A 12,727-nucleotide genomic window follows, 5' to 3' on the forward strand; every position below is an offset into this window, starting at 1 on the left:
GTTTTTCTAAGCCTACTATGGCAACAGCCATTGTCCTCATACTTGCGGCCGCTTATCTATCTGTTTCCATGGCCCTTTCCACATCAGGGGTCTCTGGTTGGTTTATCTTTTCCGGCGAGCTCCTTGTCGCCGGTTTCAGGATTGCGGCCTGGTATATCCCCGCTTATCTCTTTTTTTGTGCGGCCCTTTTACTTCGGAAGGGATTTGCGCCACTTCCCCTCTTCGTTGCAACCGCCGGCGTGGTGCCGATGGTTACCGCAGGATTTTGGCTGCAGCTCATCGAACCGGCACCCCGTTCCGCGGCTGCGGATGCTTTTCTTTCTCGTTTTGGCTCGGGGGGAAGTTCCTTTATCCTTTTTCTCCTTCTGCTTGCCGAACTCATCGTCATTTACCTTGTCGCCCAACAGTTATTCTCCGGCCGTACCACGGAAAATTCGGATCGGGAAAAAAAGGATCCCCGCAAGAAGGGTATGATTGCGCTTCCTCAGCCCTCTTCCGATGAACCTGAAGCGGAGGCGGAAGACGACGATGCCTGGTGGGAGGAGTTTGAGCGAAGACGGCTTAAGGGGTTTGATACTTCCCCACTGCCTGAGATTTCCGAAACCCCGGTTCCCACAGATGAGCTTGTGTTGGAAGATGAAGGTGCCGAGGATCAGGAGTATGAGGAGGAGCCTCCTGCCGACTCGAACGATCCGCCGAATGATTTGCCTGTTTCATCGGAACCTGAGGAAGATGCCGAGGAGGAAGCTCCCGTCGATCTCAACTTTGCTTCTCTCCGTTCCGACGAAGTATGTTTCGAAGATGACGAGGAGATAGATGATATCGACCTTGATGAAGAAGACGACGATGAGGACGAGGAGGTCCTTGGTCCCGAGGATGCGGAATATGAGGATGACGAGGAAGAAGAGGAACACGATGTGCAAGAGGAAATCCTCCCCGTTCCAGCCTCCCACCAGGCAGTGGCACGGAATATCATGCGATATGAGGTGCCCCGGGATGATCTTCTCGATGAATATCCCGACAGCAAATATTGGGTGATCGACGAGGCTACCCGGGAGTCCGCCGAAATCCTTAAAGATACCTTGCGGGAGTTCAAGATCCAGGCCGAGGTGACCGGTATCAGGAAAGGACCGGTTATCACCATGTTTGAGATTCTTCCTGCGCCTGGGGTCAAGCTTTCGAAGATCGTCAACCTTGCCGACAACATCGCCCTGCGTCTGGCAGCCAGCCGGGTCAGAATCGTTGCGCCCATACCGGGCAAACATGCGGTAGGAATCGAGGTTCCGAACCGGAAACGGGCCCTGGTCAGTTTCAAGGAAATGATCGAGGACGAGATCTTTGAAAACTCCGACAAAGAGGTTCCCATCATCCTCGGCAAGGATATCACCGGAGAAACCCAGATCGTCGATTTGGTACAGACTCCCCACCTTCTGATTGCGGGAGCCACCGGTTCGGGAAAATCGGTCTGCGTTAATTCAATTATCTGTTCGATTTTGTACAAGCGGAGCCCCGATGAGGTCAACATGATCCTCATCGACCCGAAGATCGTCGAGTTGAAGCTCTACAACGACATTCCTCACCTCCTGACACCGGTCATCACCGAGCCGAAGAAGGCCTTTCAGGCACTCCAGTATTGCCTGTATGAAATGGAGCGCCGTTATGCCCTGCTCGATTCCCTCGGTGTCCGGGATATTCGTTCCTACAATCGAAAGGTGAAAAAGAAGCGTCTGGCCACCAGACCGCTTCCCTATCTCGTGGTGATCATCGACGAGTTTGCCGACCTCATGGCCACGACGGGAAAGGAGCTTGAATCAACCCTTGCACGTCTTGCTGCCATGAGCCGGGCGGTGGGTATTCATCTTGTGCTGGCAACCCAGCGTCCCTCCATCGATGTCATCACCGGATTGATCAAGGCCAACATTCCAAGTCGGATTGCCTTTATGGTGGCGGGCAAGTTCGATTCCCGAATCATCATAGACGCCGTGGGCGCCGAGAAGCTGCTGGGGCGCGGCGACATGCTTTTTACCAGCGCATGGGATCCTGTGCCTTCCCGAATTCAGGGTGCTTATCTAAGCGAAGAGGAGGTCGAGCGCATTGCAGCCTATGTACGGACCCTCGGCGAGCCCGAATATATCGACGACGAAATTTTTATCGACGACGAGGATTCGGATACCCTCTTCGACGGTGGTGGAATCGATGATCCGCTCATGGACAAGGCCCTGGAGATCGTTACCACAGCAGGAAAGGCGAGCGCCAGTTACCTGCAGCGCAGACTGAAGATCGGCTACAATCGTGCCGCACGACTCGTGGAAGAGATGGAAGAGCGGGGAATCGTCGGACCCCAGAACGGCTCCAAGCCCCGGGAGATTATCCACGTTCCCGATCGTTATCGAGAGGGCCGGGGTGATGACGAGGAGCAATAGAGGAGCGTCGTTAGCTCACTCCTCTCACCGGTCTCATGGAATTGCCTTGGCCGTTCCGCTTCTTCTGCTGACAGCCGGACAGCTCTCCGCCGCCCTTTCCGGGCGCGCTATTGCATCCGGTGCCTCGCCGTTCAACATCTATACCCTTGCCCTCTACTGTTTCCTCGGCGCACGAGGCGTCAGTTGGGTACTGATCGTGCGCTATCTTTCCCTTTCCTTTGCCTATCCGGTGATGAGTCTCGGCTACTGCCTGGTGCCCCTTGCCGCCGCACTTTTTCTCGGTGAAGACTTAAGCTGGGGAACGCTTGCGGGCATGATCCTGGTGACTGCCGGGGTTGCCCTGATCGGTACGGCTGGCAAGAAGGGGCAGGAATGAATCTGCTTTTGGCGCTGACGGTTGTGCTATCGGCGGTCGGCCAGCTTTTGACGAAGGCTGGGGCGGATCGTACCCTGCCTGATTCCGATGCTTTGAAGAATGTGTTACCTATTGCCGCTGTGAGACGTTTTTTGAGAAAAGCGGCGAACCCTTTCCTTATATGCGGACTTGTGGTGGTGGCTGCTGTTCCCTTTCTTTATACCAGGGCCCTTGCTTCCCTTTCCCTTACCAGGGCGTATGGGGCAACGGGGCTTACCTATCCTCTGGTTATATTCGGGAGTGCCATTATCCTTCGGGAGCGCATCGGTTTGCGTCACATCGCCGGAGGGCTCTTGATTTTTGCCGGCTTTTTGGTCTGGAATATGTTTCCATGATTAGCGTTGTTATTCCTTCCTATAATGGGGCCGCAACCCTTGTGCCCCTTTGCCTCAGCATCACAGACGTTCTGCAGCGCCTTGGCCTCGAGTGGGAGATAATCGTTGTTCTCGACGGCAGCAGCGACGAAAGCCGGGATCTTCTTGCTTCCCTCATCGGGGAGGGAATCGTGGATGTGCTTTGCGAGCTTCCCATACGATCGGGACAGCAGCGGGCGACGCTGGAAGGGATCCTCCGTGGACGGGGATCGTGGTTTCTTACCCTAGACGACGACTTCGGCCACAGACCCGGGGATGTGGAGAAGCTTCTTGCCGTAAAAGAGGGCGGGGCCGATCTTGTTTTCGGTGTTCCCGAAACGGGAAGAAGGAGTTCCTTGCGGAACCTCGGCAGCAGCCTGCGCAGCACCCTCTTTCACCTTGCCTCCGGCAGAAAGAAGCTGATACCGTCGAGTTTTCGCCTCTTCTCCAGGAGCTGTGCCCTGTCGCTGTTTCTCGCACCGGTGGCCTGCCGTTATCTTTCGGTGGAGCTTGTACGCCACTCCCGTAAAGCCGAAAGTCTTCTTCTTACGGCTGGGGGGAATGCTGAGACAGAGACCGAAAGAAAGGCTGAAACGAAGAACGAAAACGCCCACTCCTCAGCCCCGGGAACAAGCCGTCATCCTGCATCCTCCCTTGTCCGGGGAACCTTATCCCTGGCAAGCTATCTGTTGCCCTGGCGAAGGGACCCTCTTTGCTCTTCGAAGCGGGCTCTTCTTGTCGTAGGTGCCGGGGGAGGGCAGCTGGGGCTGATTCGCCGGGCCAAGGAGCGTTCCCTCATCGTTGCGGTAAGCGACAGGGACAGTTCGGCTCCCGGCGTTTCGGCTGCCGACTATTTTCTTTCCGCCGATACCTTCGACGGAGAACAAAGCATAGCGGCATGCCTCGATGCTTTGTGGAAGGGTATCCCCATTCGGGGTGTGGCCACCGCAGGAACGGACCAGCCGGTGCTTACCGTCTCCCTTGTTGCCGACCACTTTTTGCTGCCGGGGGCCTTGATACCGGAAATCGCCCTTGCGGTTACCAACAAGCGGGTGATGAAGCAGCGCCTGGAGGCGTTGGGTCTGCCGACGCTTCCCTGGAGCCTTGTCGGCGACAAATCCGCTTCCGCTGCTGATACCGGCTCTGTCCCCACCGTTTTGCCAGGTTTTCCCGCAGTACTCAAACCGGTGGACAGTCAGGGCCAGCGAGGGGTTGTTCGGGTCGAAAGCAAAGAAGAACTTTATCAAAGGCTGCCGGCAACGCTTGCCTGCAGCAGGGAAGCAAAGGCCATGGTGGAGGCATTTTACCCTGCGGACGAGGTGACCTTCAGCGGCTGGGTGGAAGAGGGGCGCCTTGTTCCTCTTCTCCTCACGGATCGGGCCACACTCTCCTCCGGTCCCCATATCGGCATTTGTCCTGCACATCGTTACCCCTCCTGCCATGCAGCCCTCGGCCAGGAGGTGTTTGAGCTATGCGACCGCTTTGTCAGGGGCTTTCCTATTCCCTCCGGGCCCATCTATGTTCAGCTTCTGGTTGGTGATGAAGGGATAAAGATTAATGAGCTTGCATGCCGGATCGGGGGGGCCTATGAGGAGCTGCTGATCCCCGCCCTTACCGGGGTCGATATCCTTGATCTTCAGATTGATCTGGCCATGAAGGGAAGCCTGTCGCCGCAAAACCATGATGCTCTGGTGCGTGCCGGAGCTTCATGGCCCCCGGAGGGCTTTGCTTCGGTGATCCTTGCCTTTGCGCGGAAAGGGGTGGTACGAAGCATCGGTGAGCTTTCGAAAATTTGTGCCGTGGAGGGGGTGATAGGCGGAGGGTATCTCCTGGCCCCCGGCCGAAGGATAGGTGAGCTTGAAAACTCCACGGGCCGGGCCGCCTGGGCCGTGGTCCGGGGAGAGAGTGCCGCCCAGGTAAACAGGAGCGTAGAGGGTGCATATGATGCGCTTGAAGTTATCGGCGATTCGGGGGAGAATCTCATGCAGGATTTACGCAGTTTCGCGCTCCATCCCGACCCTTTACCCGATTCGGAGGTCTCATGAGGTGTGCCCGGCTTTGCATGTTTCTTTTGCCCCTTGCCCTATCCCTCTCTTCCTGCAGCCATGATGAACAGCCCCTGCGGGTTGCCGAACAGTACGGCTTAGCCTATGCACCGGTCACCATCGCCAGGGAGCTCGGATTTGTGGAAGAAGCCCTTGCGGAGCTCGATCATCCCGTGGACCTCCAGTGGCTGCGCCTCGGCAATACCGCAACGATCCGCGAGGCAGCCGTCGCCGGTAGGGTGGACGCCGCCTTTATCGGCATCCCCCCCTTCCTTATCAGCCGGGCAGGGGGCATGGATTGGAAGATCGCCGGAGGTTTAAATCAGTCGCCTTTGGGCCTTGTCACCTGGCGGGAAGATCTTAATAATATCTCCGATTTTGACTCCTCTGACAGGATTGCTCTGCCGCAGCCGGGAAGCATCCAGCACATCCTTCTTGCCATGGCTTCCCGGCGTCTGACCGGCGATGCCGCCCATTTCGATCGTCAGCTGGTCACCATGAACCATCCCGACGGCATGCAGGCCCTCCTGGCCCGCAGGGAGATCGCAGCACATTTTACCTCCCCGCCCTACCTCTTTCTGGAGCTCGAAGAGCCGGGGATGAAACAGGTTGTATCGGGCAGAGAATGCTTCGGCGGTCCCTTTACCTTCATCGTCACCGTTGCCACCAAAGAGCTTGCCGAAGAGCGGCCGAAGGTGTTGGCAGCCTTCATGGATGCAGTTGATCGGGGAATGGCGTACCTGCACAGCAATCCGGAAAAGAGTGCTGCTCTCCTTGCTCCTATCTATCAGATGGACAGCGACGATGTCCTGGATATGCTCGGTTCCAAGGATCTGGATTATTCACGTGATGTGGTGGGCATCGAGGAATTTGTCTCTTTTATGAAGGATACCGGTTATCTTCCCGCCGATTTCAACTCAGGCGGGGAGCTTTTTTGGACCACGGCGGTTCTGGATAGCGGTACCGGGGCGGGCGGAGGCGATCGGTGATCTTCTTTGTGATTGCGGCTGTCCTTATCCTGTGGCAGTTGCTTTCCGTCAGTGGGCTGGTCTCTCCGATTTTGGTTCCTTCCCTGTTTTCCATTGGGAAGGCCCTGGTTCGGGATACCTTTTCTGGTCTCCTTCCCGCCCAACTGCTTTTTTCCCTTCTCCTTGTTGCCCTTGGGGCGCTCATAGGGACCGCAGGAGCGGCGCTTTTGGCATTTCTTGCCTCCCTGGGGAAACGGGCACGGCAGGGAGTCGGGCTTCTGAATGCGCTTCTGCATCCCCTTCCCGGCATCGCCCTCCTTCCTCTGGTCGTTCTCTGGGCGGGGACCGGTACCCCGGCGGTGCTCCTGGTGATGGTTCACAGTGCCCTCTGGCCGGTATATCTGAATCTGCAGTCCGGCATCGATGAAATTTCCCCGCGCTATCGCGAGATGGCCGCCAATTGGGAAATGACCATGGCCCAGAGGCTGTTCCATCTCGTACTTCCCGCCATTTTCCCTTCGCTTCTTTCCGGCCTGAAAACTGCCTGGGCGCGCTGCTGGCGGGCCCTTATTGCCGCCGAAATGGTTTTCGGAGCCGCCGGTTTCCTCGGCGGTCTCGGCTGGTACATATTTGAGCGTCGAGTCTATATGGATACGGCCGGACTCTACGCCGGTTTATTGCTGGTCATGTTGTCGGGGGCCGCCGTAGACCGTTTCCTTTTCGGTAGCCTTCGTCGTTTTACCGACTGCCGCTGGGGGAAGGTGGAGGGATGATGGAACAAGGCCTCGAATTTCGGGATGTCTCTTTTTCCTTCGGCATACCGATACTCGACTCCTGCAGGTTTTCCTTGGAGCTGGGGAGCCTTGCGGTGCTGCTCGGCCCCAGCGGTTGCGGAAAAAGTACCCTCCTGCGGCTTGCCTCCGGCCTTCTTCGTCCTGCTTCAGGGACGGTTCTGTTCGGGGGCCTTCCCGTATTGTCCCCCGGACGCAGTCGTTTCCTCATCCACCAGGATGCCGATCAGCTTTTTCCCTGGAAAAGCGTCCTTGCAAATACCGCTCTGCCTCTTATGGTCGGGCCGAATCCTCTATTAAGGGAAGAGGCCTTCTCTCGTGCTGCAACGGCCCTTGGAATGGTCGGTCTTGCAGAACGAAAAGATGATTTTCCTCGTCAGCTTTCCGGCGGTATGAAACAGCGGGCGCTTCTTGCCAGAGCCCTTGCCTCCGATGCGGATCTATTGCTCTTTGATGAGCCTTTCGTCAGCCTCGATGCCTTCAGTCGCGAAACGCTCCAGGAACTACTTGTCGAACTTTGGCACAAGAGCGGAAAAAGTATCCTCTTCGTTACCCATGATATCAGGGAAGCAGCCCGCATTGCAAAAATAATCATTTTCATGCACCCTAATCCGGATGGTGCCCGGATAGAGCCTCTTGCTCCAACCGGGCAGCCCTTACGTGAACTGGAGACGGCAGAAGCATCGACTCTGATGAGAGAACTGAGGCGTCGTTTTCAACCCGATAGAGGGTAATCTTCCACGGCCTTTTTCCCCGCTGTGAGACGATGCGCATGCCGTAGCCGGGGGAGGTGAAGGAGCCGACCGGGGCGCAGTGTGCAGCGATAAAGCCCTTCATGTCCCCATAGTAGGCCGCCACATTCCCGTAGAGGATATTCCATACCGGTCGTTTTTCGTAGATGAAATCAAGCTCCTGGGAATAGAGGATATGGGTGATGCCCCTGCTTCGTATGTACTCCGAAAAGTCGAGTCCGGTTTCACGGAGATGGATGATGTTCCGATAATCGAGAAAGCTTGCCTCCGGCAGAGCGTATTCGGCGTTCAAATTCGCAAGCAGCCGGATCTTCCTTCCGTCTGAACTCCTTCTTGCCTCTTCCTTCTTGACGAGGGTTTCGATATTGCGGCGGTAAAGAGCATAGCTTTCTCCCGTTCGATACTCCTGAAGGATGTTTGTAAGGGAGAGCCCGGCCGACAGTCCGATCAGGCTCAGCATGGCGATAAGACCGGCACGGCGAAATACTTTGGATCGTGCGCTATTACACCTGTGAAAGAGTGGGGTATGGCGAGCGGCAGCGACCCAGGCAAGATAGAACAGGGGCAACTCTATAGCAAAGAGGGGAGGGCCGTATTTCCCGATAAAAAGGAGGGCCGTATTGAAGCCGAGAAGTGAGAGAATGGCCAAAAGCGCCTGCCGCGAACCGGTAGAAGCCTTCACTGCACAGATCGCAAAAGCTAAGGTGTGAAGTAGTAGCAGTGGTTTCATCATAGGGATGAAATAGGTACCCGAATAGCTATGCCATAGCTTTTCGTAGTAATGGGGAAACCTGATGACTTTTATATACCAGGGTACCATGACCCCGACACTTGTGCCGAAACTCTGATAATCATGGATGAAGCCGGGATTCATAATAAGACTGATTCCCATAAACAGCACTTCCCCAACCGTACAGCCTGTTACAAAGCCTATGGCCTTCGATAGCGGCCGATTACGGGAAAGAATCGCTCCGAAAAGTGCCGCCGCAACCAGAAATGCGGCGGGATGAAAGCCTATTGCCAGGGTAACGACGGCCCCCATGTTCAGCCCTGTACGGAAGCCGTCTCGTCTTCTATTCCCATTCTCCTGTGAAAGAATAAGTTTGAGGCCGAGAAGGAGGAAGAACAGCAAGGCGATTTCCTGTCTGGCAAAGTGGGATGAGGCTATGAATTGCGGGTCAAGGGAGAGGAGCACCATAAAAAGAAAGGCAATGGTGTCGTTTTCTTTTTGCCCTGCATCCGAACCGAGAAATCTTTTGATCACTTGCTGAAACAGAAGCAACGAGGCTGCCCCAAAAGAGAGGGATATCATTCGTGCCTGGTAGATGCCGTAGCCGAAGATGCTGAAAACGCTTGCCTGCAAAAGGTGAAAAAGCAGTTTTATGGCATGGGGAGACCTTGGAACGAGATCAAAAAATGGTTCGGTAACGGTGATCGAGTGCGAAATGAGCCAATTCCTGCTGAGGCCGCTTAGCCACGCTTCGTCACTATGAACAAAGGGATAGTGCGTTAACAGGAATAGATTCACAAAAAAATAGGAAAATATGTATATAAAAGACTTGCAAGGTACTATTTTTCGAGGTAAATTCAGCATACTTGTACTATATCATAGTAATTAAAAAATATAGCCGGTTTGTAATAGAAGGCCGGAGAGGGAGGATTAATGAAGTTTCGTCGGAAGATGCCGATAGCCGTTCTTGCGATCGTTGCGGCCGTTGGGTTCATTTCCTGTGGCGGACCCCATTTCGCAAAAAGCGGTTCCCAGATTATTGATGCGAAGGATGCTCTCGCCATGGTGCAGAAGGGCGGTGTTGTTCTTGTGGACGCTCAGACAGGAGTCAAATATAACAAAGAACATGCAGATGGGGCGGTCAATATTGGCAGAGCCGATATCGTCGTAAACACGCCCTATCCTAATCTTGTTGCCGACAAGGCACAGTTCGAGAAGGTGATGCAGAGTCGTGGAATAAGCAATGATTCCACCGTCGTTGTCTACGACGACAGCAAGAATATGGATGCTGCCAGGCTGTGGTGGACCATGGTTGCCTATGGCCATGATCCTGAAAAGGTAAAAGTGATTAGCGGGGGGCTTGCCGCGATGAAGGCTGCCGGTTCGGCAATGAGTTCCGGGAGAACTACGCCGGCTTCGAGTTCCTATACCGCGAAGGACCTCGATACTTCCATGATTGCCAGCCTGGCCGATGTGAAGGCGCAGGTAAACAATCCCGATCCCAATACCGTGATTCTCGATACCCGGACCACCGAAGAGGTAGAAGCGGGTACCATTCCCGGTTCCGTCCATATCGATTACGAGAATAACAACTTTTCCGACAATACCTATCGTCCGGTCCAGCAAATCAGAATCGATTATCTGGAAAAAGAGATCGATCCCTCCAAGACGGTGATCATGTTCTGTAAGACCTCCATCCGTGGGGCCCAGAGCTATGTTGCCCTCTACAATGCAGGGTATCGCAATCTGAAACTTTACGACGGGGCCTGGGTTGAATGGTATAGTAAACCGTCGCTTCCCGTGCAAATGCCGGAAAAATCGGAACTTCCCGCCCTGAATAGTCAGGACGGTTCATAGTAAAACAACTATTCTTGAGGAGAGTGTGTATGAAAGCCATGAAAAAGGTGCTTACGGTTGCATTGATGATTTGTCTTGCAACTGCAGTCTTTGCCGAAGGGCAACAAGAAAAAGCCGCTCCTGCGGCCGCTGCAAGTAGCGTCGATATCGACCAGCTTGTCTATGACTATTTTGCCAATATGCCGGATCATATCTACAAGATCGGCCAGGCCGATTTTATCAATATGGTAAAAGCCGGTGACGACATGCTTGTTCTCGACATTCGTCAGGCCGCCGATTATGCCAAGGGGCATGTAAAGGGCGCTATCAACGCTCCCTGGGGACCCGAACTGGGAAAGGTTTTGGGAAACCTCCCCACCGACAAGCCTGTAATGGTCTACTGCTATACCGGCCAGACCGCCGGTCAGACCGTTGCCGTACTTAACTTCGCCGGTGTGAAGGCCCGGTCGGTTAATCTCGGTTTTAATCTCGGCATCTCCAAGGTGGAAGGGGTTGATGCATACCTTGAAACCACTGCAAACGACTTTTCCGGCAAAAGCGGCGCCAGCTACGATCCTGCCGTCAAAACGATGGTCGAAAACTACTTTGCCGATCTTGCAAACACCAAGGGTACCATGTATACCAACAACATCATCAGTGAAGAGAATGCCAAAAAGTTTCTCGATTCCGGTGATGATCAGGTGCAGTTCGTTTCCGTCAGAAGTGCCGCCGATTACGCCAAAGGGCATATCGACACCGCCATCAACATTCCATGGGGAAAGGGCATGCAGGAGAGTTTTGCCAGCCTCCCCGCCGATAAGAAGTTGATTGTCTATTGCTACACAGGTCAGACCGCCGGTCAGACCGTTGCCGCTCTCAGAGTGCTCGGCTACGATGCCGTCAGCCTGAAAGGCGGTATGGGAATGGGGTCGAACGCCCCCTCCGGCTGGGCGAACCAGGGATATCCTGTCGTTCAGTAAGTGAAGCCTGTTCGGTAGAAAAAGGGCTGTCCGGGGAAATTCCGGGCAGCCCTTTTTGTGGTCTTGAACCTTGGCCGGTCAATAATTTTTGCCGGTAGCCAGCTCCCAGTCATAATATGCCGCCCGATATTCAAAGAGGGCATGATATACCCCGAGACGAGCCTGCTGGTATTGATCGAGGGCGTCGTTGACGGCATATTGTGTGCCTAGTCCATTTGCGTAGGAAGTTTGCGCCATCGCTAATGCCCTTTGGGCAACACTTTCAGACGCCCCGGCTGATTCAATACGCTGGTAGGCCTCTTCCAGCGTCAGCCGCAAACTGAGTAACTCCTGCTCTATATCGTTGTATTTCTGGGCTATAGCAATATTTGCCTCATTCTGTGCAAGTTTTGCCGATTTTGTCATAGATAAACGATAACCACCGGTAGACAGAGGAACGGTGACGGTCACTCCAAGTTGAAATGAATCGTAATCAGAACTATCGCTGCTGGAGGTATAGCCTCGATATAAGCCTTTCGCATAGGTAAGGCTGGCATCAACGGATGGGAGAAAGGAAGCCATTGCTGCCTTTTGGGCTATGTCCGCGACTTCTTTTGATAACAAAGTCGCCTCATAATCGGGTCGCTTTGCAAGGACATCACGTAAATCGTATTGTTCGGGAAGAGTCGGGATTTCGTCATTATTTTCCGTCAGCACGACCTCCTCATCATTGGGAATCCCCGCCAGTGTCTTAAAAGAGATAAGCGCAATTTGTGCATTACGGCGGGCCTCGGCAGTTTCCGGAATACTGGACTTCCAGGTACTTTCAGCCATAAGCAGATCAAGCTCTGCCGAAAGTCCGGCTTCAAAACGGCGCTCGGCATTCTGGTAATTTTCTTTTGCCGTTTGTTCCGCCGCTTCCATGACCTCCAGGACCTGGTTTGCCAATTGCGTCTGTGCATACAATTTTTTTGCCGAATTCAGAATGTTTCGCCGGGTTGCCTCATATGTCGTGCGGCTGATTTCTTCACCTTTTTTCGCCTGCATAAGCGAGGCAATGGCATCGGGGGCAAAAATTTTCTGAGTGACGGACAGTGCCATAAGATATTCGTTGTCGTAATTGGAATCCTGGTCTTCATAAATCAGGGGCGCAGTTCCCCCTGTCGTATTAGTACCCGGGGGAACGTCGGCAGCCACGGCCGTGGATTGATCGATGTCAGCAAGATTACGGGTATAACCGCCTTGTGCCGCAATGGAGGGGAGCAAAGCCGAACGCGCCTGGGCCGTGGTCTCATGTGCCGTATCGAGATCATTGCGGGAAAGTCTTAGATTGAGATTTTCCCTTTCCACCCTCGCAAGATAGGCGGCAAGGTCATACTCGCCGGCATGTGCCATGGCTATGGAACATGACATGAATAGCAACACTGCCATGCTTAATTTAGATCGAAGCCGATA

General features: G+C 54.4%; 10 protein-coding genes and 1 pseudogene. 9 read left to right on the forward strand and 2 right to left on the reverse strand.

Features of this window, described 5'->3' with window-relative positions; translation table 11 throughout:
- The first annotated feature begins 17 nt into the window (after positions 1-17).
- From F459_RS22105 to F459_RS24375, 7 genes and pseudogenes are all read left to right on the forward strand, one after another.
- Positions 18-2,423 (forward strand): DNA translocase FtsK, encoded by a 2,406-nt coding sequence (locus tag F459_RS22105; protein WP_020611856.1) that lies wholly within the window; start codon positions 18-20, stop codon positions 2,421-2,423.
- 46 nt (positions 2,424-2,469) lie between these two features.
- Positions 2,470-2,799: a DMT family transporter gene (locus F459_RS0106115; protein ID WP_020611857.1), complete on the forward strand. Its 330-nt coding sequence runs from the start codon at positions 2,470-2,472 to the stop codon at positions 2,797-2,799.
- Positions 2,796-3,173, forward strand: a complete 378-nt coding sequence (locus tag F459_RS0106120; RefSeq protein WP_020611858.1) for an EamA family transporter — start codon at positions 2,796-2,798, stop codon at positions 3,171-3,173. The genes F459_RS0106115 and F459_RS0106120 overlap by 4 nt, the downstream gene beginning before the upstream one ends.
- Entirely contained in the window at positions 3,170-5,236 is a 2,067-nt protein-coding gene (locus F459_RS0106125) for a glycosyltransferase (protein ID WP_020611859.1), read from the forward strand. Before F459_RS0106120 ends, F459_RS0106125 begins: the two co-directional genes overlap by 4 nt.
- Positions 5,233-6,225, forward strand: coding sequence for an ABC transporter substrate-binding protein (locus F459_RS0106130; RefSeq protein WP_020611860.1), 993 nt, complete (start codon positions 5,233-5,235; stop codon positions 6,223-6,225). Before F459_RS0106125 ends, F459_RS0106130 begins: the two co-directional genes overlap by 4 nt.
- Positions 6,222-6,977, forward strand: a complete 756-nt coding sequence (locus tag F459_RS0106135; protein WP_020611861.1) for an ABC transporter permease — start codon at positions 6,222-6,224, stop codon at positions 6,975-6,977. The genes F459_RS0106130 and F459_RS0106135 overlap by 4 nt, the downstream gene beginning before the upstream one ends.
- Positions 6,977-7,447, forward strand: a pseudogene (locus F459_RS24375) (ATP-binding cassette domain-containing protein); the annotation flags it as partial. The gene F459_RS0106135 and the pseudogene F459_RS24375, both read left to right, overlap by 1 nt.
- 154 nt (positions 7,448-7,601) lie before the next feature.
- Here F459_RS24375 and F459_RS0106145 read toward each other — a convergent pair.
- Positions 7,602-9,275 (reverse strand): ArnT family glycosyltransferase, encoded by a 1,674-nt coding sequence (locus F459_RS0106145; protein ID WP_245540098.1) that lies wholly within the window; start codon positions 9,273-9,275, stop codon positions 7,602-7,604.
- Between the two features lie 135 nt (positions 9,276-9,410).
- Between F459_RS0106145 and F459_RS0106150 the strand changes: the two genes are divergently transcribed.
- Entirely contained in the window at positions 9,411-10,334 is a 924-nt protein-coding gene (locus F459_RS0106150) for a sulfurtransferase (RefSeq protein WP_020611864.1), read from the forward strand.
- A gap of 29 nt (positions 10,335-10,363) precedes the next feature.
- Positions 10,364-11,293 (forward strand): rhodanese-like domain-containing protein, encoded by a 930-nt coding sequence (locus F459_RS0106155; RefSeq protein ID WP_020611865.1) that lies wholly within the window; start codon positions 10,364-10,366, stop codon positions 11,291-11,293.
- 78 nt (positions 11,294-11,371) lie between these two features.
- Here F459_RS0106155 and F459_RS0106160 read toward each other — a convergent pair whose 3' ends face one another.
- A complete protein-coding gene (locus F459_RS0106160; protein WP_245540099.1) occupies positions 11,372-12,703 on the reverse strand; it encodes a TolC family protein in 1,332 nt (443 codons plus the stop codon).
- Positions 12,704-12,727 lie beyond the last annotated feature (24 nt).

Source organism: Sediminispirochaeta bajacaliforniensis DSM 16054 (assembly GCF_000378205.1).
Classification (GTDB): domain Bacteria; phylum Spirochaetota; class Spirochaetia; order DSM-16054; family Sediminispirochaetaceae; genus Sediminispirochaeta; species Sediminispirochaeta bajacaliforniensis.